This is a genomic window from Rhizobium sp. Leaf262 (assembly GCF_001422245.1).
Taxonomy (GTDB): domain Bacteria; phylum Pseudomonadota; class Alphaproteobacteria; order Rhizobiales; family Rhizobiaceae; genus Agrobacterium.
The window spans coordinates 152,438-176,497 of record NZ_LMMM01000020.1 but is presented as its reverse complement, the minus strand read 5'-3'; the positions used below and the strand labels follow the sequence as shown (position 1 = coordinate 176,497).

26 protein-coding genes are annotated in these 24,060 nt (G+C 55.5%); 11 read left to right on the top strand and 15 right to left on the bottom strand.

Going from position 1 to position 24,060, the window contains the following annotated elements:
• The first annotated feature begins 1 nt into the window (after position 1).
• Positions 2 to 1,048, top strand: coding sequence for an aldo/keto reductase (locus ASF29_RS21895; protein WP_062452794.1), 1,047 nt, complete (start codon positions 2 to 4; stop codon positions 1,046 to 1,048).
• A 136-nt stretch (positions 1,049 to 1,184) separates the two neighbouring features.
• On the opposite strand, the gene ASF29_RS21890 is transcribed toward ASF29_RS21895, so the two are convergent.
• A complete protein-coding gene (locus ASF29_RS21890) occupies positions 1,185 to 1,943 on the bottom strand; it encodes an SDR family oxidoreductase (protein ID WP_062452793.1) in 759 nt (252 codons plus the stop codon).
• Positions 1,944 to 2,042: 99 nt separating this feature from the next.
• Here ASF29_RS21890 and ASF29_RS21885 point away from each other — a divergent pair, with 99 nt between their 5' ends.
• Positions 2,043 to 2,942 (top strand): AraC family transcriptional regulator, encoded by a 900-nt coding sequence (locus ASF29_RS21885; RefSeq protein WP_062452792.1) that lies wholly within the window; start codon positions 2,043 to 2,045, stop codon positions 2,940 to 2,942.
• Between the two features lie 90 nt (positions 2,943 to 3,032).
• Here ASF29_RS21885 and ASF29_RS21880 read toward each other — a convergent pair whose 3' ends face one another.
• A complete protein-coding gene (locus tag ASF29_RS21880; RefSeq protein ID WP_062452791.1) occupies positions 3,033 to 3,914 on the bottom strand; it encodes an AraC family transcriptional regulator in 882 nt (293 codons plus the stop codon).
• Between the two features lie 229 nt (positions 3,915 to 4,143).
• Here ASF29_RS21880 and ASF29_RS21875 point away from each other — a divergent pair, with 229 nt between their 5' ends.
• The 3 genes from ASF29_RS21875 to ASF29_RS21865 all read left to right on the top strand — a co-directional run bounded on the left by ASF29_RS21875 (position 4,144) and on the right by ASF29_RS21865 (position 6,290).
• Positions 4,144 to 5,112: a cysteine synthase family protein gene (locus ASF29_RS21875; RefSeq protein ID WP_062452790.1), complete on the top strand. Its 969-nt coding sequence runs from the start codon at positions 4,144 to 4,146 to the stop codon at positions 5,110 to 5,112.
• 107 nt (positions 5,113 to 5,219) lie between these two features.
• Positions 5,220 to 5,804, top strand: a complete 585-nt coding sequence (locus ASF29_RS21870) for a helix-turn-helix transcriptional regulator (protein ID WP_062452789.1) — start codon at positions 5,220 to 5,222, stop codon at positions 5,802 to 5,804.
• Positions 5,805 to 5,819: 15 nt separating this feature from the next.
• Positions 5,820 to 6,290 carry a GNAT family N-acetyltransferase gene (locus tag ASF29_RS21865; RefSeq protein WP_062452788.1) on the top strand — a complete coding sequence of 157 codons (471 nt, stop codon included), beginning with the start codon at positions 5,820 to 5,822 and terminating at the stop codon, positions 6,288 to 6,290.
• 81 nt (positions 6,291 to 6,371) lie between these two features.
• Here the strand turns inward: ASF29_RS21865 and ASF29_RS21860 are convergent, their stop codons facing one another.
• The gene (locus ASF29_RS21860) at positions 6,372 to 7,487 is read right to left on the bottom strand and encodes a PfkB family carbohydrate kinase (protein ID WP_082453678.1); all 1,116 of its coding nucleotides are present in this window, start codon (positions 7,485 to 7,487) and stop codon (positions 6,372 to 6,374) included.
• A 221-nt stretch (positions 7,488 to 7,708) separates the two neighbouring features.
• Between ASF29_RS21860 and rutA the strand changes: the two genes are divergently transcribed.
• From rutA to rutD, 4 genes are read left to right on the top strand one after another with little or no spacing between them, the layout of a single operon-like run.
• Complete coding sequence (rutA, locus tag ASF29_RS21855; protein WP_062452786.1) at positions 7,709 to 8,800, top strand: pyrimidine utilization protein A; 1,092 nt, start codon at positions 7,709 to 7,711, stop codon at positions 8,798 to 8,800.
• Positions 8,797 to 9,537: a pyrimidine utilization protein B gene (gene rutB, locus ASF29_RS21850; protein WP_062452785.1), complete on the top strand. Its 741-nt coding sequence runs from the start codon at positions 8,797 to 8,799 to the stop codon at positions 9,535 to 9,537. The genes rutA and rutB overlap by 4 nt, the downstream gene beginning before the upstream one ends.
• A 25-nt stretch (positions 9,538 to 9,562) precedes the next feature.
• Positions 9,563 to 9,949, top strand: coding sequence for a pyrimidine utilization protein C (gene rutC, locus ASF29_RS21845; protein WP_062452784.1), 387 nt, complete (start codon positions 9,563 to 9,565; stop codon positions 9,947 to 9,949).
• A gap of 5 nt (positions 9,950 to 9,954) precedes the next feature.
• Positions 9,955 to 10,731 (top strand): pyrimidine utilization protein D, encoded by a 777-nt coding sequence (rutD, locus tag ASF29_RS21840; RefSeq protein WP_062452783.1) that lies wholly within the window; start codon positions 9,955 to 9,957, stop codon positions 10,729 to 10,731.
• Between the two features lie 99 nt (positions 10,732 to 10,830).
• Here rutD and ASF29_RS21835 read toward each other — a convergent pair whose 3' ends face one another.
• The 12 genes from ASF29_RS21835 to ASF29_RS21780 all read right to left on the bottom strand — a co-directional run bounded on the left by ASF29_RS21835 (position 10,831) and on the right by ASF29_RS21780 (position 21,887).
• Positions 10,831 to 11,601: an EAL domain-containing protein gene (locus ASF29_RS21835; protein ID WP_062452782.1), complete on the bottom strand. Its 771-nt coding sequence runs from the start codon at positions 11,599 to 11,601 to the stop codon at positions 10,831 to 10,833.
• Between the two features lie 87 nt (positions 11,602 to 11,688).
• Positions 11,689 to 12,504, bottom strand: a complete 816-nt coding sequence (locus ASF29_RS21830) for a formate/nitrite transporter family protein (RefSeq protein ID WP_082453675.1) — start codon at positions 12,502 to 12,504, stop codon at positions 11,689 to 11,691.
• 242 nt (positions 12,505 to 12,746) lie between these two features.
• Entirely contained in the window at positions 12,747 to 13,478 is a 732-nt protein-coding gene (locus ASF29_RS21825; protein WP_062452780.1) for an amino acid ABC transporter ATP-binding protein, read from the bottom strand.
• Positions 13,459 to 14,112, bottom strand: coding sequence for an amino acid ABC transporter permease (locus tag ASF29_RS21820; protein WP_062452779.1), 654 nt, complete (start codon positions 14,110 to 14,112; stop codon positions 13,459 to 13,461). Before ASF29_RS21820 ends, ASF29_RS21825 begins: the two co-directional genes overlap by 20 nt.
• A complete protein-coding gene (locus ASF29_RS21815; protein WP_062452778.1) occupies positions 14,112 to 14,816 on the bottom strand; it encodes an amino acid ABC transporter permease in 705 nt (234 codons plus the stop codon). Before ASF29_RS21815 ends, ASF29_RS21820 begins: the two co-directional genes overlap by 1 nt.
• A 74-nt stretch (positions 14,817 to 14,890) precedes the next feature.
• Positions 14,891 to 15,694 (bottom strand): transporter substrate-binding domain-containing protein, encoded by an 804-nt coding sequence (locus tag ASF29_RS21810; RefSeq protein ID WP_062452777.1) that lies wholly within the window; start codon positions 15,692 to 15,694, stop codon positions 14,891 to 14,893.
• A gap of 65 nt (positions 15,695 to 15,759) precedes the next feature.
• A complete protein-coding gene (locus ASF29_RS21805) occupies positions 15,760 to 16,746 on the bottom strand; it encodes a 2-hydroxyacid dehydrogenase (protein ID WP_062452776.1) in 987 nt (328 codons plus the stop codon).
• Between the two features lie 64 nt (positions 16,747 to 16,810).
• A complete protein-coding gene (locus ASF29_RS21800) occupies positions 16,811 to 17,962 on the bottom strand; it encodes an ABC transporter ATP-binding protein (protein ID WP_062452775.1) in 1,152 nt (383 codons plus the stop codon).
• Positions 17,963 to 17,974: 12 nt separating this feature from the next.
• On the bottom strand, positions 17,975 to 18,805 hold the full coding sequence (locus tag ASF29_RS21795; RefSeq protein WP_062452774.1) for a carbohydrate ABC transporter permease: 831 nt from the start codon (positions 18,803 to 18,805) through the stop codon (positions 17,975 to 17,977).
• Entirely contained in the window at positions 18,805 to 19,722 is a 918-nt protein-coding gene (locus ASF29_RS21790) for a sugar ABC transporter permease (protein WP_062452773.1), read from the bottom strand. Before ASF29_RS21790 ends, ASF29_RS21795 begins: the two co-directional genes overlap by 1 nt.
• A gap of 61 nt (positions 19,723 to 19,783) precedes the next feature.
• Positions 19,784 to 21,001, bottom strand: coding sequence for a sugar ABC transporter substrate-binding protein (locus tag ASF29_RS21785; protein WP_082453673.1), 1,218 nt, complete (start codon positions 20,999 to 21,001; stop codon positions 19,784 to 19,786).
• 130 nt (positions 21,002 to 21,131) lie between these two features.
• Positions 21,132 to 21,887 carry a GntR family transcriptional regulator gene (locus tag ASF29_RS21780; RefSeq protein WP_062452771.1) on the bottom strand — a complete coding sequence of 252 codons (756 nt, stop codon included), beginning with the start codon at positions 21,885 to 21,887 and terminating at the stop codon, positions 21,132 to 21,134.
• Between the two features lie 159 nt (positions 21,888 to 22,046).
• Between ASF29_RS21780 and ASF29_RS21775 the strand changes: the two genes are divergently transcribed.
• Both ASF29_RS21775 and ASF29_RS21770 read left to right on the top strand, forming a co-directional pair.
• The gene (locus tag ASF29_RS21775) at positions 22,047 to 23,249 is read left to right on the top strand and encodes a mandelate racemase/muconate lactonizing enzyme family protein (protein ID WP_062452770.1); all 1,203 of its coding nucleotides are present in this window, start codon (positions 22,047 to 22,049) and stop codon (positions 23,247 to 23,249) included.
• 10 nt (positions 23,250 to 23,259) lie between these two features.
• Positions 23,260 to 24,030, top strand: a complete 771-nt coding sequence (locus ASF29_RS21770; protein WP_062452769.1) for an SDR family oxidoreductase — start codon at positions 23,260 to 23,262, stop codon at positions 24,028 to 24,030.
• Positions 24,031 to 24,060 lie beyond the last annotated feature (30 nt).

The window sequence follows — 24,060 nt, the reverse complement described above, 5'->3', positions numbered from 1 at the left end:
TATGCGTTACAAACTTTTTGGCAAACATACCGGTCTGCGCGTCTCGGAATTGGTGCTCGGCACCGGTAACTTCGGGACCCGTTGGGGTCATGGCAGCCAGCCTGACGAGGCCCGCCGCATTCTTGACACCTACGCTGAAGCGGGCGGGAACTTTCTGGACACCGCAGACAGCTACCAGTTCGGCGAATCCGAGGAGATACTCGGAAATTTGCTTGCGGGGCGGCGCGACGACTTCGTGCTTGCGACCAAGTTCTCCCGCAGTGCCAGCCCTAACGGAGGCATTCTGGCCACTGGCAACAGTCGCCTGGCGATGGTGGCGTCGGTCGAAGCCAGCCTGAAGCGGCTGAAGACAGATCGACTGGATCTCTACTGGGTACACTATGCCGACGGCGTGACCCCGGTCGAGGAGATTGTGCGCGGCTTCGAGGATATCGCGCGCGCCGGCAAGGTTCTTTATGCTGGTCTCTCGGACTTCCCCGCATGGCGCGTGGCACGCGCAGCCACGATCGCCGAACTTCGCGGTACGATCCCGATTGCAGGCCTGCAGGTGGAGCATAGTCTGGTCGAACGCACGACCGAATATGAACTGCTGCCCATGGCACAGGCGATGGGTCTCGGCACCGTCGCATGGTCGCCGCTTGGCGGCGGCATGCTGACCGGCAAATATCGCCAAGGCGAAAAAGGTCGGGCAGAGGGCTTCGGTGGCAAGGTGTTTCAGGCCGAGAATTCAGATCAACGCAGCGCCATTCTCGACGCGGTCATCGAAATCGCAGAGGATATCGGCGTGAGCCCCGGCGAGGTCGCAATTGCCTGGGTCGCTGCCAAGGGAACCCTGCCGATCATCGGGCCGCGCACCGTAGGGCAACTGGAGACCAATCTGGCCGCGGCGAACGTCGAACTCTCTGCCGGGCAGATTGCCCGCCTGGACGCGGTAAGCGCGCCGCAGCCGATTTTCCCCTACACCTTGCTGGACGATCCCGAAAACCGAGATCGGATATTCGGCGGCAAACTCGATCGTTTCGATGTGCCGCACGACCCGGTCGCCTAGCGACAGGGGTACGATCGCCGGAACGGCCAACCATCGACAGTCGATCGGGCGAGCGGCGATAGTGAAAGATGCGCCCGGTGTGGCAGTACGCCGGGCGAGATCGCTCTTTTTCCGATGTCTCTCTCAGGCAGGGGCCTTACGCGGTGGAGTTGCCTGCTTCGCGAAACGATCTCTGGGCATCAGCGCCAGCCGGGATCTTGATCGGAGCGTCCTGTTCCGTAACGGCACGCCAGACTGCCTCGGCTACGTCTTCCGGCGTCGTGAATTCAGTGCCGGATCGCAGTGCCGTCATGTAGTCGCTGACAAATGTGCTATATGGCTCAGGGATTTCCATCCCCATGCGGGCAACGGCGTTTTTGCCAAACCCCGTTGTCGGTGCCGAACCGGGGAGAACAAGTTTTGCCCTTATGCCGAACAAGGCAGCCTCCAGAGCGAGACTTTCGGTGAAGGCGTTCAACGCTGCCTTGCTGGCACTGTAAACGGACAGCGCGGGCAGGGGCTTGATGGTGACACTGGAACTGACATTGACAATGACGCCGGATCGACGGGCGCGCATCTGTGGAAGAACTGCCTTGGTCATCGCCATTGCGCCAAAGACGTTGGTTTCGAACAACTCGCGGATTTTCGCCATCTCCGCACCTTCCAGCACATTGAGCATGCCGACGCCGGCATTGTTGACCAAGGCGTCGATTGGTCCAGAAGCTTTCACTGCTTTATCGATGCTCTCCGCACTGGTCACATCCAGCGGAAGAATTTCGAGCCTGTCCTGAGGAGGAAGACGGTCGTTGCGCGGTGTGCGCATGGTCGCGACCACGTCCCATCCTGCAGTTAGGAATGTCTGAGCGATCGCAAGTCCGAAACCGGATGAGCAACCGGTGATGAGGATTTTTGGCATGTGCTTGTCTCCTGAATGATGCTGAGCAAGAGATAGACAGGTATAGCCAGACTTGCTATATTCATTTGTCTGTTTTTCACTAGCAGAAGTCCGAATTTCATGGCAGATCCAGTTGCCGAAGTCGTTTCTTTGCTCAAGCCAAGCCCATCAATCTCGAAGTTGGTCAGCGGTGGAGGCTCGTGGCTTGTGGAGAGAACCGAGCTTGGAAACCCTTTTTATTGCGCGGTTGTCGAAGGGTGCTGCCTCATGACGATCACCGGTCGTGAGCCAATCCTTTTGACCGCTGGCGACTTCGTCCTGGTTCCTGAAATCTTTTCGTTCACGATGTCCAGTCTGGAGCCGCCACCACGCGAGGCCGCCGCACAGCATCTTGAGACGAGCCCCGGGGTCTTCCGCCTCGGAAATCCGGACGGGCCGGTCGAGATCGTGGCAATGGTCGGACATTGTGCTTTCGCTTCGGATGACAGGGCTCTTCTCGTCTCGCTTCTGCCGGAGGTCATTCACATCAGTGGCGAAGAACGCCTGACGCTTCTCGTACGGATGATCAACGAGGAGACCAGAGCCGACAGGACAGCCCGCGACATGGTTCTTCGCCGGTTGCTGGAGGTGCTTTTGATCGAGGCTCTCCGCTCAACGGTGGGAACCGCGGCACCTCCAGGTTTGTTGCGCGGCATGGCTGATCCGCTGCTTGCGCCGACACTGCGCCGCATCCATGCGGATCCGGGTCGCAGCATGTCGGTTGAAGCATTGGCGCAAGATGCCGCAATGTCACGATCAACTTTCTTCGATCGTTTCCGTCGTGAAGTTGGTGTTGCTCCGATGGAGTACGCAACCGGTTGGCGCATGGCGCTTGCAAAGCAGCTCCTTCGCCAGGACATTGCGACAGCCGAAATTGCACAACGTGTCGGCTACGGTTCGGCGAGTGCGTTCAGTGTTGCCTTTACTCGCTATGTCGGAAAGCCACCCAGAGCCTACTCAAGGAATGCCACGGCAGCATAGACCGGGCATAAGAAGCCGCTGGTAGGCCGATGTGTGTCCGTGAGGAAGGCCGTTGCCAGCGGGGCTAGTCGGCGACGATATCTCGAGATTTCAATGTCTTGGCCGCGATCTGGCGACAGACTGAGAGTTTATGCTCGAAGCGTCGGCCCTTTGAGCGATTGCGAACTTCAAGGGTGTTATCCCGTGGCACCTTTTAAAATACTTGGTCAGAGCGCTTTGATCATAAAAGCCTACAAGGTGTGACACCTCGGCGAGGTTGGCCCCCGTTTTAAGATGGTGCGCAGCACGGTCCACTCGAAGCTGCGTGACGAAAGCGTGCGGCGTCATTCCGGTCACGCGTTTGAACAAGCCGATCAACTGATGCTCGCTTAGACACAGCCGCCGGCTAAGCAATGTGAGGGAGAGCGGCTCTGCAAGGTTGTCCTGGATAAAGTCAGTTAATTGCCTCAGTCGCGAAACATCGAGCGGCGATTGAATTGGCGACCGGTCCACGTCTGAGTGGCGATGAACCAAAAGGCTGAACGCTTCTACGAGTAACTCGGCTTCGAGAAGAAAATCGTGATTGCGATGCATTGTTCGATGAAGAACTTCAAAGGCGGCGACGACTTCGCGATCTGCGATCAATGGCCCCGCCACATGGGGAAATGTTTGAAGACCGAGTCGACATGCGATCTCCTGCAGCGCCGACTCTTCGAAATAGAAAGCTCGGTATCTCCAACGCCCGCTTGCCCCCATGCGGGTTGCATGCATTTCGGTGGGGTCTAGAACAAGTAATTCAGCGTTCGTGAATATCTCCGAACCGGCTCGAGTTTCCACGACGCTGCCACCGCGTTCCGTTAGGGCGATGACCATCGCATTGTGTCGATGGGGAGGAAAGTCGTGCGTGGTGAAGTCGGCATGCATGAGGCTCACGCCATCAAGCCGCCGTGAAACCCAATATTCCGCACTATTGCGACGGTCAATTTTCGCCATCAGCGTACATCTCGTTTTGTTGACGAAGGTCCCTTGCAGGCGTCTTTCGCCGAGGTCTCGTGGCAGCCATTCCGCGTTCGAACCATCGCCTCTATAATCAGGGCAAATATTCAGGCGGTAAATGGCGGCAAATCAGGTTTTTGCCAATACCTGAGAATTTTTCCTCAATATCTTTCCAATTCGGTTGGGTGACCGTGCCGGAAACTGCTGATGGTGAAAGGTTTGTGCAATGAAGAAGCTTCTGAACTCTGTGGTAGATGTGATTGGCGATACGCCCCTGGTAAAGCTTGATCGTCTGACAAAGTATCACGGGCTGGACGGTACGATCGTTGCAAAGCTGGATTACCTGAACCCCGGGTTCTCGAAGAAAGACCGTGCGGCGCTCTTTATTATAGAAGACGCAGAGCAAAGCGGCGATCTGAAGCCTGGACAGTCCGTTGTTGAGCTAACCTCCGGGAATATGGGTACCGGACTTGCCATCGTATGCGCGATCAAGGGCTACCCTTTTGTTGCGGTTATGTCGAAGGGCAACTCGGAAGAGCGAGCGCGCATGATGCGAGCACTCGGAGCGGAGGTGGTGCTTGTGGATCAACTGCCGGGCTCCGCGCCTGGGCAGGTTTCAGGTGGCGATCTCGAACTTGTAAACACTGTGGCCGCTCAAATAACGCTAGAGCGCCGAGCGTTCAGGGCCGATCAGTTTCATCGCAGCGGCAATTGGCGGTCCCATTTCGAAACCACAGGAGAAGAGTTTTGGGAGCAGACAAGCGGGAGTATTGATGGCTTCGTCGACTTCCTGGGGTCCGGGGGCACCTATGCCGGAGTCACGAAAGCCTTAAAGACACGAAATCAAAGCATACGCTGTTTTGTCGTAGAGCCGAATGGGGCCGCGGTGGTCTCTGGACAGGAACTTTTGCACGCAGAGCATCCCATTCAAGGCGGCGGATACGGAATGCCGGATCTGACTTTTCTTGATGGCGTCCCGATCGATGGATACCTTCAGGTAACGGGTGTCGAAGCACGAGACGCGGCGCGCGATTTGGCGCGATTAGAAGGGATATTCGGGGGCTTTTCATCCGGCGCGAACGTCGCTGCCGCAGTGCAGCTTCTGAGAGAAGAGATGCGGGGGAAAACAATCGCATTGATGATCTGCGACTCCGGCTTGAAGTATCTTTCTACGGATTTGTGGGCAGAGACCTGATCAAGGGCTCGTCGCCTGTCAGCGCAGACCCAAGCAGAGGGTGCGGTTGACTCGTCTATTAAAGTTGACTATCGTCTATAAATAAGAACGGAGGACGGAGTGTGAGGATGCCGATTAAAGAAGCCATCGATCAGAGCAATCAAAGCAGCGATTCTGAAGACATCGCGCGCCAATTACGAAAAGAAAGAGAAAGCAGGAACTGGTCGCTATCTCAGCTTGCCGTTCAATCCGGGGTAAGTAAGGGGACGATCAGTAAGATCGAACGAGGCGAAGCAAGCCCGACGGCAGTCGTGCTATCGCGACTGGCCGCTGCCTTTGGATTTACATTGGCCGGTTTTCTCTTGAAAGCGGAAGATTCCGGCGATCCGGTGACACGGAGCGCCCAGCAACCTGAATGGACGGATCCCGAAACGCATTACAAGCGTCGCCAAATTTTTGCGAAAGCGGATCATCCTATTGATCTGACCGCTATCGAGTTTCCACCAAATCAGAAAATCAAGTTTCCTGCCGCCGCATTTGGCGCCCGCAGGCACCTGATCTACGTCCAGACCGGACAAATCACCATTCGCATCGGCGACGACGCCCATAGGCTGACGGCTGGAGATAGCATCGGCATCAATGTTCTGACCGACGTGTCATTCGAGAACGAAACGGATGCGCCGTGTTTCTATCTGGTCGCAACGGCAAAGTAACCGCAGGATATTTTCATGTCTTTCGCCATTCTAGAAGCCTGCAGCACAACACATGTGCAACAGGTGCAATTTCTTCTGCGCGAGTATGTGGCGACCAGTCTGGTCGATCTCAGTTCGCAAAGCATCGATGCAGAAATTGCCGGGCTTCCCGGCGATTACGCTCCGCCCACCGGAGCCCTGTTTCTGGCAACCAGCGCGAATGGAAAGCCAGCAGGCTGCGTGGCGATCCACAAATTTGGCAAGCCGGGTGATGCGGAGTTGAAGCGGCTTTTCGTTGCTCCGAGCTATCGTGGCCTAGGACTTGGAAAGGCTCTGGTCACGACGGCGCTGGCGCATGCAAAGCAGATGGGTTTCAGCCGGCTGGTTCTGGATACCATGCCTGAAATGACCGCTGCCATTGCTGCTTATGAAGGCCTCGGCTTCCAGAGGGTCGACCCATACTGGGACAACGTGCTTCCAGTCATCTATTTTGGAAAAAGTTTGTAAGCGTTCAGAAAGCGAGCAATTCCACGTTCACTATGGTCGTTAAAGCCGATGAATCTCTAAGTCATCTGGCGAGAATGCGTCTCACAACAGGCCTGAGGACAGAGCCTCGCTTTTAAGGCGCTCCTCGGCCTCATCAAGGAGTTGGGGCGATAGGCTGGGATGTATGCGTGCAACAACTTCGCTCGTCACTGCCGCACCGATCGTTCCATGCCTGACCGCGGAAATGAAATCTGCACCCATGAGCAGCTTGGCGAGCGCCGTACTTACCAGCGCGTCATTTGCTCCACCGGGATCGATGATGTTGGCCTTTGGTGCCGGTATGTTTATCTGTTCTTGCGGGGTGGCGACTGCCACACTGAAGTCTCGAGAAATGACTGCAACATTCTTTGCACCCCTGCGTGCCAGTTCTTGCGCCAGCTTGGGTGGATCGAGATTCTCATGAATATATGATCGCGCCTCTTCCTCGCGTAAAAACAATGCATCGACATTTTCAAGGGTCTCAGGCAGGCGGACGGCTTTTGTCGTCGAAACTGCATCCAGCGCTAGCTGGAATCTGGCCCCTTTCTTCCGCTGGAGCAAGGCTGACAGAACGGATGCTGGAAGGTTGCAATCGGCGAAGACCCATGTTGCCGAGACAAAGTGTTGCACAAAGCGATCAAGGAACTCCGACGGAAGCCTGTCGAAGATTTCCATATCCGAAAACGCGACCACAGCTTCGCTTCCTGTGACGACAGATGTGTAAGTGGCGGTTCGCAGGTCAGGCCGAACTGAAACGCCACTGGTGTCGATGCCAAGTCCTTTGAGGTGAGCAATCAGTGACCGCCCGCTTTCGTCATCTCCGACAATGGAGATCAACGAAACGTCCACGCCCAGCCGCGCCGCGTTCTCAGCGACGTTTCGTGCAACGCCTCCAAAGTTATGGATAGTGGTTACCGGGTTCGATGTTTTAAATGAAATCGGTTGGTCAGAGAGCAGCACGGTGTCGATCGTGGATCCGCCGATGCACACCAGCCTGTCCTTCTTCGAAAGCACATAAGCCCTGCCCAGCAGATATCCTTTTCGCGTGAGCTGAGTGATGTGCATGGCAAGGGTAGGGCGCGGTATGCCCAACGAAACGGCAACGTCCTGTTGGGCCGCAAACGGGTTGTCTGCGAGGCGATCCAGAACCGCCTTCTCCATCTCTGTAAGCATTTCCATTCAATGGTTCCAAACTCAGTCGCCACGTTCGACCGTATAACATTGGTTAAAAACTCGGCAAGCATTGCCAGAAATTGATCGCTTTTTGAGCAACAAAGATTATATTGACAACAAAAGTTGGCGATGTCACGTTCCCATTACCGTTAGCTCTCTGACGGAATCCAAACGAGATGGTCTGAGTAAACAGGCCCGGAAAAACCTCCAAGAGACGGAAAATGAGAATGGAAATTGGAATCTTTATCCCGATCGGTAACAATGGATGGCTGATTTCAGAGAACGCTCCCCAGTACAAACCCACGTTTGAATTGAACAAGGAGATCACCCTCAAGGCTGAAAAATATGGTCTCGATTTCGTGCTTTCCATGATCAAGCTCCGCGGCTTTGGCGGAAAAACCGAATTCTGGGACCATAATCTGGAATCGTTTACGTTGATGGCAGGGCTTGCTGCTGTGACGACGAAAATCAAACTTTTCGCCACCGCCGCGACACTGGTTATGCCGCCTGCAATCGTCGCCCGCATGGCGTCAACGATCGACTCCATCTCCAATGGCCGCTTCGGACTCAACCTCGTTACCGGTTGGCAGCGACCGGAATATTCTCAAATGGGCCTATGGCCGGGCGATGAATATTTTTCCAAGCGCTATGACTATCTGGGAGAATATGCAACGGTTCTGCGCGACCTGTGGGAAACGGGAACGTCCAATCTAAAGGGCGAGTTTTTCCAGATGGATGATTGCAAGCTCTCGCCGCGTCCCCAGGCTGATATGAAAATCATCTGTGCCGGCTCGTCCAATGCAGGTATGCAGTTTTCCGCCGAATATGCCGACTACAATTTCTGCTTTGGCGTTGGTGTGAACACCCCGACTGCCTTTGCGCCGGCAGCCGAGCGCTTAATTGCGGCAACAGAAAAGACAGCGCGTAGTGTGTCGTCGTTCGTCCTTTTTATGGTGATCGCCGACGAGACTGACGATCTGGCCCGCGCGAAGTGGGAAAGTTACAAGGAGGGCGCAGATCAAGAGGCAATTGCCTGGCTTGGCGCGCAGGGCGCTGCCGACACCAAATCTGGTACCGACACCAACGTTCGCCAGATGGCCGATCCCGTTTCCGCCGTTAACATCAACATGGGAACGCTCGTCGGTTCGTTCGAGACTGTCGCCGCACTGCTTGACGAAGTTCCAACGGTGCCCGGCACAGGCGGCGTGCTTCTGACCTTCGATGATTTCGTCAAAGGTGTTGAAAATTTTGGCACGAAAATTCAGCCGTTGATGAAATGCCGTCAGCATATCAAGCCTTTTGCGGAGGAGGCGGCATGACGGTGACGGTAAGTGCGGGTTATCAGCCGCGTCCTGACCTGACAAAGAGCGTGACGCTTCCGGCGCGCCCCGAGCCGCTTTCGCTAAAGCCGAGTGAGACGGCAGTCGTTGTCGTCGATATGCAAAATGGGTATTCGACTGAAGGTGGATATGTCGACCTCGCGGGCTTTGACATTTCAGGTGCAAAATCCACCATCGGCAATATCAAGAAGACGCTGGACGCTGCCCGTGCGGCAGGCGTTCTCGTCGTCTATTTCCAGAACGGCTGGGATAAGGATTATGTCGAAGCTGGGGGCCCAGGCTCTCCGAACTGGCATAAATCCAACGCGCTCAAGCACATGCGCGCACATCCTGAATTACAAGGTCAGTTGCTGGCCAAAGGCACCTGGGACTATGCGATCGTAGACGAGTTGCAGCCGCAGCCGGGCGACATCCTTGTGCCGAAGACCCGCTATTCAGGATTCTTCAACACCAATATGGACAGCGTGCTGCGCGCCCGCGGTATTCGCAATCTCGTCTTTGTCGGTATAGCGACCAATGTATGCGTCGAAAGCTCGTTGCGAGATGCCTTCCATCTCGAATACTTCGGCGTGATGCTCGAGGACGCGACTCATCATCTTGGGCCCGAATTCATCCAGCAGGCGAGCGTTTACAACATAGAGAAATTTTTCGGTTGGGTGGCTTCGACCAATGACTTCTGCGCCGTTATCTCTCAGGCTGCACCAGCGGAAGCCTAGCCAATTTAAGAGTGAGGATTGAACAATGCCTAAAATCGCAATTATACCGGACAAGACACATAAACCGATCGCTCCATTTTCCCCGGGCACGCTTGCCGACGGTGTCGTTTACGTGTCAGGGACGCTGCCATTCGATCAAAACAACGACGTCGTGCATATCGGGGACGCTGGTGCACAGACCCGTCATGTCCTTGAAACCATCAAATCCGTTATAGAAGCCGCGGGCGGCTCGATGGATGACGTGACGATGAACCATATCTTCATCACGGACTGGGCGAATTATCAGGCCGTAAACAGCGTTTATGCAGAGTATTTCCCAGGTGAAAAGCCTGCAAGATATTGCATTCAGTGTGGCCTCGTGAAGCCGGATGCCCTGATAGAGATTGCTTCAGTCGCCCATATCAGGAAGTAGTCCGAATGGTCCACTTCGATGTTCGTGGACTGCGAGAGCCGGATGCCCCGACGATAATTCTGTCTTCTGGTCTTGGGGGTAGTGCTGCCTATTGGGGCCCTCAGCTGGGCTTTTTGGAGGAAAGGTTCCGAGTGGTCGTTTACGACCACTTCGGCACCAATCGCTCACCCGGCGACATCGGTGAAAACTACTCGATTACCGAGATGGCCGGTGACGTTCTGGAGATAGCAGAGACATTGTCGCTGACCTCGTTCAGTTTTATGGGCCACGCTTTGGGTGGACTGGTCGGCCTGGACATCGCGCATCGATTCCCCGGCCTCATTGACCGCCTCATCCTGGTCAATGCCTGGGCGAAGGCTGATCCTCATTCCGGACGGTGTTTCGACGTCCGCATCGAGCTTCTTCAGAAGTCCGGTGTGGCAGCCTTTATCAAGGCGCAGCCCCTTTTTCTCTATCCCGCCATCTACATGGCGCAGAATGCTGAACGTATGGACGCGGAGGAAGCACACGCAATCGAGAGCTTTCAAGGCACCCAAAACATTCTGCGCCGTATTTCTGCGTTGCGGGAATTCAACGTCGAGGATCGGTTGTCGGCGATTACCAGCCGGTGCCTGGTGATCGCAACCAAGGATGACCTGCTGGTTCCCTACGAGAGATCAATACACCTGAGTGATAACCTTTCCAGTGCTGAGCTATGTCTCATTGATCACGGCGGGCACGCGGTCAACGTTACATCACCAGACCTTTTCAATGATTGTGTTCAGCGCTTCCTCATGCGCTGAAGATGATCATGACAACGGTCGGGTATGAGGGTCTCAAAGGCTCTCCACCCTTGCGCTAGCCACAAGGGTGAAATCGCAACGATGAGCCGAAAGGGACTGCTAAGCTACAGCGTCCTTTAAAATCTCTTCGGTGGGTGACGATGCCAGCGCTTCAAACAGCGGTTTGGAGAAAATATAACCTTGCACCAGAGTGACTCCGAGGTCTCTCAAGGCGGCAAGCTCGCCGGCGGTCTCTACTCCTTCACACAACGGAACTATGTCGAGGTCTGCCAACATACCAAGAGTGCTTTTCACGATCTTACGGCGTGTCAAATCCTTGTCGATGTCGCGGATTAACTGCATGTCCAACTTCACGATGTCAGGCTGAAAATGAGCGAGAAGTCCGAGCCCGGAGTAACCTGCGCCAAAATCATCGATTGCTGTCTGAAAGCCCATTTCCCGATAAATGCGTAAGATATTCAGTAAGTGGGCGGTATCCAGTTTCTCGTTTTCGGTGAACTCGAAAATGATCCTGTTCAATGGGAAGCCCGTTTTCATAGCCGCCGCTAAGGTCACCCGAATACATGCCCGCGGCTCGTAAACCGCATTGGGCATGAAGTTTATGGAAAGTTTTGTGGAGCTTGACGGGTCATATAGCTTCGATGCCAGTTCAATCGCCTTTACACGACATTGCTGATCGAACGCATATCGATTGCTTTCGTCAACCTTCGACAGGACGGTTCCAGCGCCCTCACCATTTGGACCGCGTACCAAAGCCTCGTGTCCGAAGATAGAGCCTGTTTCGATATTCAGAATAGGTTGAAACGCCATGGAGAATGGCAAGTCGCCAATCTCGCTCTCATGGCAGCCGTGACATTTTGCCGAAGTCATAAATATCTCCGTGATTACTCTCACGCAGTGTGGACAAAGGGCATTAAGCTTTCGTTGTTTTAGCTATAATAATTGTATGTAGAAACGTTAAGCGGACGATTGAACCTGATGCTTGTCGTAGGCAGTGTAGTAGGCGATGGCGAGCAGAGCGCCTCCAATCACGTTTCCGATTGTCGACGGAACGAGGTTTGCCGCGATATCGCAGAGCGAGATCACCTTGCTTGCCTCCTGGGTGAAAAATTGCGTCATAAACGCATATGAGAGGAGATACATGTTCGCTATGGAGTGCTCGAACCCGGCGGCGACGAATGCAGCAACTGGTAACAGCAAGCCAAGGATTTTCTGGGTGACGGTCTGTCCTGCATAGGCGAGCCAGACTGCGAGACAGACGAGCAGATTGGCAAGAACACCGCTTGCTGCCGTCGCGATGAAACCCTTCGCCGTTTTGGTTTCTGCAAGCTCCATCGCGGCGCGACCAATTGCGCCATCGCCGGCCTCGTTCAGGCCAGAGAGAGCAGCAATGGACGCCAGAAGAACAGCGCCGAGAAAATTAGCGATGTAAACGATGCTCAATGCACGTATTGCCTTGAACGCCGGTATTTGTCTCGCAACCACCGGGCCAATCATAAGCGTATTACCAGTAAAAAGCTCCGCGCCCGCGATCAGCACCAGTGCCAGGCCCAAAGAAAATACCAGACCCGCCACCACCTGAGCCATTCCAAATGGTATGGCGTCGGCACCGGCAAGCGCGACAGTCGCGAATATGCCACCCAAACCGATATAAACGCCTGCAAGCACGCCCAGGACGATCATTTTTGACAACGGTAGATCGGCTTTATCGCGACAGGCCGCAAACACGGTTTCCTGCAGTCGATCTTGCTGTGGCATTGAGGCGTCAGGCATTGGGTCCCAATCTTCAGGTTTCACATTAAGAAACTTTGAGGACCCAACGATTTATCGGGAAGGAAGGTCATTCACAGGTCAACACCATCGCGTGAAGCCGGTCATTTGCGTTTGCCCGTTTTCCTTTGGTCGGACACAGATCGGGCGTTTGCTAAAAGGTGCCCGGACCAGCGTTCGCGTGTGCCACACCAACGGCCGGGCTGAGCGATACGTCAGGCCGACCGTTGATTGCATTGGGACGATTACTTTACTCCGCCCGAAATGAAGGCCTGAAGTTCGGGCGTTTTTGCCTGTTCGAACAGTTCCTTAGAAGGCCCCATCTCCCAAATCTTGCCCTGATGCATGAAGACCGTCACATCGGCCACACTGCGTGCGAAATTCATTTCATGTGTGACCAACAGCATCGTCATGCCCTCGCGTGCGAGTTTCTCCATGACCAGCAGCACTTCTCCCGTCAATTCTGGATCAAGCGCTGATGTCACTTCATCGAAAAGCATCACCTTTGGGCGCATCGCCAGTGATCTGGCGATGGCTACGCGCTGCTGCTGGCCACCCGAGAGCATGTCGGGGTAGACATCGAATTTTTCTGCGAGCCCTACCTGTTCCAAGACCTTGCGGGCGAGCTTTTCCGCCTCATCCTGAGCCACGCCCTGCGTTATCCTTGGCGACAGCATGATGTTTTGCCCTACGGTCAGGTGCGGAAACAGATTGTAGCTTTGGAAGACGATACCGACATCCTTGCGCAGTTCCCTCAGCTTCCCCTGATCCTGCTCCACCTTATGTCCCGCAACGGTGATGCTGCCGGCCTGAAACTGCTCGAGACCATTGATGCAGCGAAGCATGGTGCTTTTGCCGGACCCACTTCTTCCGATGACGGCAACGACCTGTCCCGCTTCCACGGTGAGCGACACGCCTTTCAAGACTTCCAGTGCGCCATAGCGCTTGTGAATCTGATCAATGACTACGACCGACATGGAGTGTCCTTTCGAGGTGGCGACTAAGGCGAGACAGCGGGAAGCAGATCGCGAAATAAAGGATGGCAACGACAAGAAAGACCTGAAAAGGCTTGAACGTGGCGTTGTTGACGAGTTGTCCAGCGCGTGAAAGCTCGACAAAGCCCACGACCGACACGATCGAAGTGTTTTTGACGAGCTGGACGAGAAAACCCACGGTTGGCGGCAACGAAATGCGAAGCGCCTGGGGCAGGATGATATAGCGGTACTGCTGGAAACGGGTGAGCGCCAGCGATGCCGAAGCTTCCCACTGCTGTTGGGGAACCGCCTGTATGGAGCCGCGCCAGATTTCCGCAAGATAGGCAGAGACATAAACCGAAAGGGAAACCGATGCGGCCAACAAAGGCGGGATCTCAAACCCGAAGAGTGTCAGTCCATAATAGGACATGAACAGGATCATCAGCACCGGAATGGACTGGATGATGGTGATGTATCCCGCTGCCAGACTGCGCAGCAACTTGTTCTGTGCCAGCCTCATGATGGCGAAGAGACCACCGGACAGGGAGCCGATCGCAAAAGCGATTGCCGTCAGGATAATCGACCAACCGGCAGCACGAAGGAGAAAGAGGAATTCAGGCCAACCGAATGTGGACATCAGGCAATCCCCTCCTTGATGGTAACGAGCGGCGCGATCTTGACGCGGCGTCGGAACAACCAGTGGCCAAGCCATGCCAGAATGATTTTCAGCGCCAGTGCAAGAACGAGGTAGATGGCGGTCACGACGATGTAGGTTTCGAAGCTGCGGAACGTGCGCTGTTCGATTATCGAGGCTGCGCCGGAAAGCTCCGGGACGGAAATGAACGAGCAGATACTGGACGCCAGAAGCATCAGCACGAATTGGCTGGACAAAGCTGGCCAGATTTTTGCGAAGGCTGGCTTCAGCACCACGTAACGGAAGACCTGTATACGGCTGAGTGCCAGTGAAAGACCGGCCTCGATCTGGGAGCGATGGATCGAATCCACGCCAGCGCGAATGATTTCCGTTGCATAGGCGGAAAGATTGAGTGTCATGGCAAAAAGTGCCGCTTGCGTGCCGGACATGCGAAAGCCCATCAGCGGCAGTCCGAAGAAGATCATGAAGAGTTGGACCAGGAACGGCGTGTTCCGCAAAAGCTCGACATAGGAATCGACGCCGAAACGAACCGCGGCGTTACCGAGATTACGCAGGGCCACCAGAATGATCGCCAGCAACGTACCGAGGATGATGGCTGTTGCGGAAAGCCAGATGGTCAGCATTATGCCGCGAAGGATCAAGTCGGATTCAGCCAGTACCGACTCGAAATGGAGTGTGAAATTCATGGATTATGTCCTCCCGAGTATCCATTTCCAGCGCGCCGCATGATAGCGGCGCGCCCGGGATTCTTGGGTCCGGCTTAAAAAGTCGGAAGCGTAGGCAGAGGTGTGCCGACCCATTTGCGGGCGATGGCATCCAACTCTCCGTTTTGCTTGATGTAGTAGATGGTGTTGTTGAGCCACTGATGAAGATCGTAGGCATCCTTGCGGACCGTCATGGAGTTGGGCTGCATGCCAAAGAAGAACTTCACCTCGGTCGTGGTGTCGCCCCGCAGGCGAATGGCAGTGTTGGCCTGCGCATCCGGCCCGGCAATGGCTTGCACCTGCTGAGAGAACAACGCCTGCATGGTGGTCGCATCGTCGTCGAAGCGCAGGATCGTCAGGCCGAGTTCCTTTTCGCGGTTGACGAACTCACGCTCGACACTCGATCCACGGTTGACGCCGACCGTCATCCCCTTGAGGTCCTCCCACTTTTCGATCTTGGTATCCTTGTGCGAGTAGATGCCAACCTGAAACGCGCTGTAGGGATTGGTGAACATGACAGCCTTGGCACGTTCCGGTGTCGGTGCGAGCGTTGCGACGAGAAAATCCACCTTGCCGGATTCCAGCGCCGGAATGCGGGCCGGTGGTGTCAACTGAACCATGGTCACCGGCACACCGAGATATTTGCCGATAAGCGTTGCGACGTCGGCATCGTATCCGATCGGATTACCCTGGGCATCGACGGAGCCGAAGGGTGGTGCGCCAACGAGAACGCCGATCTTGACCGAACCCCGCTTGGCGATTTCATCGACGCTCTGCGCATTTGCAGAAACACCGGTGAGCATACCGGCACAAACGGCAATCGCCGCTGCCGCAATTTTAAAAGATTTCAAGAAGCTCATCACTCTCTCCCTTGTTTGATTAAGCTTTCGTTTTGGGCCTGCCTCCGCTGACCCGTTTTCTCGACTTACTTCGCCGCCTCCCGTACGACGTTGATGCAATCGCGGCCTTCCAGACGGCGATTGACGTTGTCTGCGATCGTCTGCTGACGCCGCTGAATGGTGCCGCTGGTCCAGCCAGACATGTGCGGCGTCATGACGATGTTATCGAGTTCGTGAAACGGCAAAGCCGATGGCAGTTTCGAGCGGACGTCCGGTGATGGATAGGCGTACCAGGTGTCGATGATCGCCCCGCCGATTGTGCGCTGTTTCAACGCGTCGTACAGCCCCTGTTCGTCAATGGTCGGGCCACGCCCGACGTTGATGATGAGGGCGTCCGGCTTCATGGCGGAGAATGCGGCTGCGTCCACGATGCTGCGCGTCGAATCCGTCAATGGGACCGACACGACAATGAAATCCGCTGTTGGCCAGAATGCGTCCAACTGTTCGAGCGTAAAGGACTGGTCGACAAGATCCGACGGTTCGACCCGGCTGCGATTGGCGACGCTCACCTGCATTCCAAATGCCTTGGCGCGCTTTGCTATGGCTTTGCCGATGTGGCCAAAACCGAGCAGTCCGATGGTCTTGCCGGAAATCTCTCCATGCAACCGGTCGCTGGAGCCAGACCAGTATGCCCACTCACCGCGGCGCAATCTGGCGTCGGCATCTTCCAGCGGAACATGGCGATTGAGTATGGCGCTGAACACGTATTCAGCAATGGCGGGATCGTGACCGAAGCAGTTGCAGACAACCGCAGCTTTCGGCATCGCATCGAGATTGACGGAGTCGTATCCGGCGCCTGGAACGTGAAACAGGCTCAATCGTTCCGGCGTCGGCAATGACGCATCGTATTTTGCGCCGATAATGATGTCGGCGTTTGTATAAGCCTGACGCTCATCCTCTGTGGCCAGCACGTCGGGCAGGATGGTGACGTCCGCTCCGCCCTTCACCAGATTTGCGAAATCGCCGCTGAAACACGCGGCATTTTCACCATGGAACACGATCCTTGGCGACATATGCTTTCCTCCCTGCATCACACGCATCTAAAATCCGACACTGCCATCGACCGCAGCACCGACCTCATTTCGAAATTCGCTGTCCCGTCGTCGCCGAGAACAGGATGACCTGTCCGGGGTCGATCGTCAGCGACACCATCTGCCCTATGGACAACTCGCTGTAGCCGGAAACCGTAACCATCACCGCGTCGAGGTCGCCGTCGTCGGTGTGCGCTGTCCGTCCATCGTGCAGTCTCACGGCAATGATGGAATCGGCACCGACATGTTCGACCATGATCACTTCGCCTTTTAACGAGTCCGCTGCAGAATTTGCTGTCAGCGAGATGGCATTGGGTCGAACACCTAGCAGGATGTCGGTCTCTCCATTGGTCGAGGCCAAACTGATGGGAACGGTGGTTGAACCAACAGCGAGCTCATTGCCTTGTCTTTTCGCCACGATCAGATTCATAGGCGGTGTGCCGATAAAGCGTGCGACATAGGTATTTGCAGGGTTGGTATAGATTTCCCGTGCTGTGCCAAATTGCTGGATGATACCATCGCGCATAAGGGCGATCTTCGTCCCCATGGTCATTGCTTCGACCTGATCATGCGTCACATAGACGAAGGTGCCGCCGATCTCCTTGTGAAGCCGTGAAATCTCGGAACGCATGGACGTGCGCAGCTTTGCGTCGAGGTTGGACAGCGGTTCATCCATCAGGAAGACTTCGGGCTCACGCACCATGGCACGACCCAGTGCAACGCGCTGTCGCTGACCGCCAGACAGCGTGCGCGGAAAGCGGTCGAGCATCTCTGTCAATCCGAGGATTTTTGAAATCCTGGCGACTTTCTCGACAATGCCCGGCGAGCTTTCGATCCGGCGTTTCGCCATACCGCCGATGATGGGCAGATGATGCCACAAACGAAACTGTTGCATCAGAAGCGGGAACGACATGTTTCTGCGAACGGACAGATGCGGATAGAGCGCGTAGGACTGAAATACGAAGGCGATGTCTCTGTCGCCGGGCGGCAGCTGATCGACGCGTTTTCCGCCGATCATGATTTCGCCGCCTGAAATGCTTTCCAGTCCTGCCAGCATACGCAGCAGCGTCGATTTTCCACACCCGGACGGACCGAGCAGCACGAGAAAATCACCCTCGTCGATCGAGACATTGATATCGCGAATGACTTCCTTGGCGCCGAATTTCTTGGAAATGTTGGTGAGCTCGATAGCGGACATGACAGGTTCCTATCAGCCTTTGACGCTGCCAGCGGTCATTCCGGCGACCACATAGCGTTGGGCAAAGAGATAAAAGACAATAGCGGGCAGGGTGTAGATGACGCCTACCGCCATGACGGAATGGATAGGGGTGGAGAGTTCCCCGACGAAACTTGCAAGGCCGACTGAGGCGGTGCGCATGTTTTCACTGCTGACAAGTGTCTGGGCGAAGACGTATTCGTTCCAGCCGTGGAAGAATGAAATGACAGCGGCGGCGGCAAGAGTAGGCGCAATCAGCGGAATGACGATCCCCAAGACGATGTCCAGGCGCGAGCATCCGTCGACGCGTGCAGCTTCCTCGATTTCAATAGGGATGCCGTCTATGGCACCCTTGATGATCCACGTGATGACCGGCACGACGAAAGCCGTGTTGGCGAGTATCAAGCCGGAAATCGTGTTCAGTAGGTTGAGGTCTCCAAAGATGGAGTAGAGCGGTACCACCAGCATTGCTTCCGGCAGCATTTGTGTTGCGAACAAAGCAAAACCCAAGAGGGCAAGACCCGCGAACCTGAAGCGGGACAAGGCATAGGCTGGCAAGACTGCGAGCAGGATGCTCAAAACCGTCGTCCCCGCAGCAACCAGAAAACTGTTCTTCAGCCAGACGGCGACTGGTATGGTATTGAACACGTCGATGTAAATCCCGAGCTGCGACCAGTCCGGCAAGATGCGCGGCGACGTCGCAAACAATTCGGAAGAGGGCGTCATCGATGTGACGACCATCCAGTAGATCGGGAACGCGGCAAATCCCAGCATCAGTAGAACCAGAAGGATACGAAGCTGCTGTCCGTTTTGTCGGCTGGTCATCAACGTTTCCCCTGCGCCTGCTCGGTCATCTGCGTGACTTTGAAATAGATGACGGTCACGAGGAGTGCGATGGACAGTCCGATCATGCCGATGGAGGCCGCGGTGCCGAGATCACGGTAGACAAAGCCCTGACGGTACAGCTCTATGACCAGCGTATTGGTGGCGCCTATCGGTCCGCCCTGCGTCATCAACCAGATCAGGTCGAAACGGCGGAGAGACCAGATGGTGACGAAAAGCGTCAACATCAGCACAGTGGGCTGAATGGTGGGCCATGTCGCGGTCTTGAAGATGTTCAGGCGGTCTGCGCCATCGATGACCGCCGCTTCTTTTAGTTCTTGCGGAACGCCCTGGAGCGCCGCGAGAATGACGACCGACGAAAATGGAAAAATTTGCCACACCGTTGTCAACAGGATGGCGGGCAGAGCAAGGCTGGGATTATCCAGCCAATTCTCGCCGCCCAAGGGCAAACCCATGCCGGTCAACACCCGGTTGAAAATGCCGTATTGTGAATTGAATATCCAAGTGAAGACCAGAGCCACGGCCACCGATGGCGCTGCCCACGGAATGGTTATAAGCGCGCGTGCGATACCCCGTCCGAAGAAAGGGGAATCGAGCAGAAGTGCCGACCCCAATCCTATGCCAATAGCGAAGATCACGCAGGCTATCGTGTAAATTGCCGTAACCGACAGAACTTTCCACAATTCACCGTCTTCGATCAGAAAGGCATAGTTTTCAACGCCGACAAAAGGATTGACGTCCGGCGTCAACAGGTCGGTTGCGGTAAAGCTCATGTAGAACTGTTGAACCAGCGGGTAGAACTGGAAAAGCAGCAGATAGATGCCGACAGGGGCGGCAAATAGATATGGCGTCCACGGGTGGCCGTCGAGTCGAACTCGAACGAGTTGGGCGCGTTTCATAATGAACCTCGATCGGAAAATGGATGGTTTGCGGAGGCTTGCATCAAACCTCCGCAGTTGATCACCGAAGGACGCGTCGCTCTACCAGGGATTGCGCACGATCCATCGCATCTTTCGGATCGGCATTTTCGAGAAGCACCTTCAGCACCTGCTCCAGCACAATCTGCTGGATTTCTGGCGTCTTGCCCTCATGTCCCATGACAAGTTGCGGAAGCGCATTTTGCATCTGCCCTTCGTAAACTTTCAGCCAAGGCTGCTTCGCCTGCTCCTCTGCGGACATGTCAAGTTTGGTGCCTACGCCGGTTCCCATGGCGGCCTGAAGGCCCTTCTGGTTTTCAGGAGAGTAGGCCCATTTGATGAAAGTACCTGCTGCGTCCTTGTGTTTGGTATTGGCGTTAACGACGAGCGCAGTCATGATCAAACCCTGAGCCTTGTCTGGGAATGGCGAGGGGGCTGCCGCAAAGGCCAGTTGTGGCGCATTTTGATGGAAGATGGCCGCCACGCCGCCATTGTCGACATTCATGGCGATCTTGCCTTCCCAGAACATGCGTCGATAGGTGGCGGCGTCCGCACCTTTCGGTGTCACGCTGGCATCGTAAACCTGCTTATAGGCGGTAACACCCTTGATGACTTCTGGGCTGTTCAGCGTCAGTTTGCCGTCCTTGTCGCTCCAGCGTCCGCCAAAGCCGAAGACATAATTGCACAGGTCCTGCCAAAAGCCGGCGCGTTCCGCCATCGTCGCGCGGTACGCATAACCAAATGTGCCGCCCTTCGTTTTTTCCTTGGCCGCGGCCAAGAAGCTTTCGAAATCCTTTGGCGGCTCTGGAAGAATGTCCTTGTTGTAAAGGAGGGCGTAACCAGTGGTGTCGAACAACAGGCCATAACGAACGTCCTTCACCTTCATAAAGCGATCAGGTCCAAGGAATTCATAATCCTTTTCGCTGATCACATCATCGAGCGGCAAAAGACGCCCGGACGGGATTGCGGCAAAAAAGTCAGTCTGGTCGAACCGGACGAGGTCCGGCCCGCCACCGCCGCCCATCTGTGTAAAAACAGTGTTGGCGAGGCTAGAGAATGGAATTGCGATCGGCTCGACTTCGACCTTATCCTGACTCTCGTTGAATTTCTGAATCCATGCTTTTACGCGGTCGCCGCGTCCTGCTTCAGCGAAGACGGCTGCAGCAAAGGTGATCTTGTCTTTCGCAAAAGCCGTTGCTCCCAAAGGAACCAGTGCGGCCACCATTGTCGCTGCCATCAGTGATTTTATCGTCTTTTTCATTGATGCTCCTCCCTGAGCCTCCATACAGCGCCTCCCGAGCGCCGCGTATAAGATAAATATCGTGATATTTCAGAATGCGGGGTGCGACAGGGCCTCTCTGGAGAGTTTGCTACCCGTGCCGCCTTGTCTTTTAAATGTTGAAAATCGGCTCTATGCTGCAATCCAGCAGTCGAGGATCAATGCCAACCTCCATCTCGTCAAACATTGAGTCCACGAACCCGATCAATGCGTCTGTCGCTGAGATTGCCGTATCGAGATGGCGGTTGGCGACTGCGTTCAGGACGGAAAGATGGCAATCAACAGTCGGTGAGAGATCGGCTTTACCATGCGTCAGCGTGTGATGAATGAAGCCGATGCGGCGATAGATGGTGTGTAGCGGTCGCAGCGTATGCTCAAGGAACGGCTCGCTCGCCGCAGAAAGCAGGATCTGGTCGATCCGGCGATCCAGCAGGTTGAATTCGGTCAGGGTGATCTTGTCGCGACGCTCACGAAGCGCGCGCTCAAGGTGCAGCATCTGGTTGCGATGGGAGAGACTGGCGCGTTCTACCGCCAGACGCACGACGAAACGCTCCATATCCCGGCGCAATTGCAGCAAAAGGCGTTCCCGCGCCAGATCGATAGGCGCTACCCGTAAACCATGGCGTGGCAAAACGATCAGGAGGGTGTCTGCCGCAAGCCTGCTGACGGCATTGTGGACCGGAGTTCGGCCAAGGCCTGTTACATCTTGCAGTTCCTGCAAGGTCAACTGGCGACCCGGCTTCAGCTCGCAATTGATGAGCAGTTCCTCGATCCGCTCATAGGCGAGGTCGAAGAAATTGACCCGGTTTGCCCGCTGCGGCTTTTGGCCTTCGGTTACGAGTTCCGGCTTGGTCTGTTTTCGTGCCATCTCCGGTCTCCTCCCGTCACGGTCCAGAACGTCAGCGTGTTTTCCGTATAAAACATGTTGTGAAATTTCACAAGCGATATTATTGTCCGCTGCCATGGCAGGCTGGGAGGCTCGTCGAACAATTGGACGCGGACCAGAGCGGGACGTGCGGAGGATCGAATGAAAATTACGTCTATTGAAACTTTGCGAACGGAAGAGTTCGCAAACGTCCTGTGGGTGCGCGTGCATACGGACGCGGGAGTCATCGGGCTTGGTGAAACCTTCTATGGTGCGGGTTCCGTGGAGGCTCACATTCACGATGTGCTCGCCGGTCGTTTGTTGGGTCGCGATCCCTTGCGCATCGAGGCGCATGCCCGCGAACTCGTAAACTTGCCGATGGCGCAAGCTTCGACAGGTGCTGAATACCGTGCTGCCTCCGCGATCGACCTTGCGCTGTGGGATATTTTCGGCAAGGTCTGCGCCCAGCCCGTTCATCAGATGCTGGGTGGTCTTTGCCATGATCGCATTCCGGTCTACAACACCTGCGCAGGTTACGGTTACGTTCGCTCCAACAAGATCAAGCCGGTCGATACATGGAACTTCCGTGAGAACGCCGAAGGCCCCTACGAAGACCTGAAAGGTTTTATGACGGATGCAGGCGCTCTTGCCGAAAACCTGCTGGAGCAGGGCATTTCGGCGATGAAGATATGGCCGTTCGATCCCGCGGCAATCGAGAATGATGGTCGATATATTACCAGTGAGCAATTGCGGGCCGCGATCAAGCCGTTCGAGCAGATCCGCTCGCGAGTCGGCGACAGAATGCGCATCATGGTGGAGTTTCATAGCCTTTGGAACCTGCCGACGATCAAGAAGATTGCGCGGGAACTCGAAGCGTTCGACCCTACATGGTATGAAGACCCGATCCGGATGAACTCTGTCTCGGCGCTGAAGGAGCTTGCTGCTTCGACAAGTGTGCCGATTTGTGCCTCAGAAACACTTGGGTCCCGTTTCCCTTACAAGGACATGCTGGAAGCGGGAGCCATCGGCATCGTCATGACCGACCTGGTCTGGACCGGCGGTCTGACGGAAGGGCGCAAGATCGCCTCTTTGGCCGATACCTATCACCGACCCTTCGCACCGCATGATTGTACAGGCCCCGTTGCTTATGCCGCTGCCGTTCATTCATCCTTCTCGCAAACCAACACCATGATTCAGGAGTCGGTGCGTGCTTTTTATTCCGGTTGGTACAAGGAACTGGTGACGAATGTTCCTGTCATCGAGAATGGTTACGTCCTTCCGATGGAAGGCCCCGGCCTGGGCACGGAGTTGCTGCCTCAGGTCTTTGAACGGTCGGACCTGACGGTTCGCCGCAGCGCAATGTGAGGGACGCCGGATGAGCAATCAGACAATTTTCAGTCTTCAGGGGCGCACCGCTCTCGTTACCGGCTCTTCACGGGGGCTTGGTCGGGCCATGGCCGAAGGGCTTGCCGTTGCCGGCGCCCGCATCATCATCAACGGTACGGACCCTTCCCGTGTCGATGAAACCGTTGCCGAGTTTCGCGCGGCAGGCCATCAGGCTGACGCGGCAGCGTTTGATGTCACCTCGGAAGAGGCGATCAAAAACGCTTTCGCCGCGCTCGACACGGCGGGCATCGAGGTCGATATTCTCGTCAATAACGCTGGTATTCAATACCGCAAACCGATGATCGAGCTTGAGACCGCGGACTGGCAACGTGTGATCGATACCAACCTTACCAGCGCATTCGTGATTGGTCGCGAGGCGGCCAAGCGCATGATCCCGAGGGGATATGGCAAGATCGTCAATATCGGTTCACTTACCAGTGAACTCGCCAGGGCAACCGTTGCACCGTACACGGTTGCAAAGGGTGGCATCAAGATGCTGACACGTGCCATGGCGGCGGAGTGGGCGCAACACGGAATTCAATCCAACGCCATTGGCCCCGGCTACATGCTTACCGACATGAACCAGGCGCTGATCGATAACCCTGAATTCGATGCCTGGGTGAAGGGGCGCACGCCGTCCAGACGTTGGGGCAAGCCGGAAGAGCTGATCGGCACCGCCGTGTTCCTCTCGTCATCGGCATCCGATTACGTCAACGGCCAGATCATCTACGTCGATGGTGGAATGCTGGCTGTTCTTTAGCGGTCACAAAAAAGAAATTGGGAGGAGAAA

Excerpts from the sequence above, each read along its gene's own strand:
- ASF29_RS21895 (WP_062452794.1), top strand. The coding sequence starts at position 2 with ATGCGTTACAAACTTTTTGGCAAACATACCGGTCTGCGCGTCTCGGAA.
- ASF29_RS21890 (WP_062452793.1), bottom strand. The coding sequence starts at position 1,943 with ATGCCAAAAATCCTCATCACCGGTTGCTCATCCGGTTTCGGACTTGCG.
- ASF29_RS21885 (WP_062452792.1), top strand. The coding sequence starts at position 2,043 with ATGGCAGATCCAGTTGCCGAAGTCGTTTCTTTGCTCAAGCCAAGCCCA.
- ASF29_RS21880 (WP_062452791.1), bottom strand. The coding sequence starts at position 3,914 with ATGGCGAAAATTGACCGTCGCAATAGTGCGGAATATTGGGTTTCACGG.
- ASF29_RS21875 (WP_062452790.1), top strand. The coding sequence starts at position 4,144 with ATGAAGAAGCTTCTGAACTCTGTGGTAGATGTGATTGGCGATACGCCC.
- ASF29_RS21870 (WP_062452789.1), top strand. The coding sequence starts at position 5,220 with ATGCCGATTAAAGAAGCCATCGATCAGAGCAATCAAAGCAGCGATTCT.
- ASF29_RS21865 (WP_062452788.1), top strand. The coding sequence starts at position 5,820 with ATGTCTTTCGCCATTCTAGAAGCCTGCAGCACAACACATGTGCAACAG.
- ASF29_RS21860 (WP_082453678.1), bottom strand. The coding sequence starts at position 7,487 with ATGGAAATGCTTACAGAGATGGAGAAGGCGGTTCTGGATCGCCTCGCA.
- rutA (WP_062452786.1), top strand. The coding sequence starts at position 7,709 with ATGGAAATTGGAATCTTTATCCCGATCGGTAACAATGGATGGCTGATT.
- rutB (WP_062452785.1), top strand. The coding sequence starts at position 8,797 with ATGACGGTGACGGTAAGTGCGGGTTATCAGCCGCGTCCTGACCTGACA.
- rutC (WP_062452784.1), top strand. The coding sequence starts at position 9,563 with ATGCCTAAAATCGCAATTATACCGGACAAGACACATAAACCGATCGCT.
- rutD (WP_062452783.1), top strand. The coding sequence starts at position 9,955 with ATGGTCCACTTCGATGTTCGTGGACTGCGAGAGCCGGATGCCCCGACG.
- ASF29_RS21835 (WP_062452782.1), bottom strand. The coding sequence starts at position 11,601 with ATGACTTCGGCAAAATGTCACGGCTGCCATGAGAGCGAGATTGGCGAC.
- ASF29_RS21830 (WP_082453675.1), bottom strand. The coding sequence starts at position 12,504 with ATGCCTGACGCCTCAATGCCACAGCAAGATCGACTGCAGGAAACCGTG.
- ASF29_RS21825 (WP_062452780.1), bottom strand. The coding sequence starts at position 13,478 with ATGTCGGTCGTAGTCATTGATCAGATTCACAAGCGCTATGGCGCACTG.
- ASF29_RS21820 (WP_062452779.1), bottom strand. The coding sequence starts at position 14,112 with ATGTCCACATTCGGTTGGCCTGAATTCCTCTTTCTCCTTCGTGCTGCC.
- ASF29_RS21815 (WP_062452778.1), bottom strand. The coding sequence starts at position 14,816 with ATGAATTTCACACTCCATTTCGAGTCGGTACTGGCTGAATCCGACTTG.
- ASF29_RS21810 (WP_062452777.1), bottom strand. The coding sequence starts at position 15,694 with ATGAGCTTCTTGAAATCTTTTAAAATTGCGGCAGCGGCGATTGCCGTT.
- ASF29_RS21805 (WP_062452776.1), bottom strand. The coding sequence starts at position 16,746 with ATGTCGCCAAGGATCGTGTTCCATGGTGAAAATGCCGCGTGTTTCAGC.
- ASF29_RS21800 (WP_062452775.1), bottom strand. The coding sequence starts at position 17,962 with ATGTCCGCTATCGAGCTCACCAACATTTCCAAGAAATTCGGCGCCAAG.
- ASF29_RS21795 (WP_062452774.1), bottom strand. The coding sequence starts at position 18,805 with ATGACCAGCCGACAAAACGGACAGCAGCTTCGTATCCTTCTGGTTCTA.
- ASF29_RS21790 (WP_062452773.1), bottom strand. The coding sequence starts at position 19,722 with ATGAAACGCGCCCAACTCGTTCGAGTTCGACTCGACGGCCACCCGTGG.
- ASF29_RS21785 (WP_082453673.1), bottom strand. The coding sequence starts at position 21,001 with ATGAAAAAGACGATAAAATCACTGATGGCAGCGACAATGGTGGCCGCA.
- ASF29_RS21780 (WP_062452771.1), bottom strand. The coding sequence starts at position 21,887 with ATGGCACGAAAACAGACCAAGCCGGAACTCGTAACCGAAGGCCAAAAG.
- ASF29_RS21775 (WP_062452770.1), top strand. The coding sequence starts at position 22,047 with ATGAAAATTACGTCTATTGAAACTTTGCGAACGGAAGAGTTCGCAAAC.
- ASF29_RS21770 (WP_062452769.1), top strand. The coding sequence starts at position 23,260 with ATGAGCAATCAGACAATTTTCAGTCTTCAGGGGCGCACCGCTCTCGTT.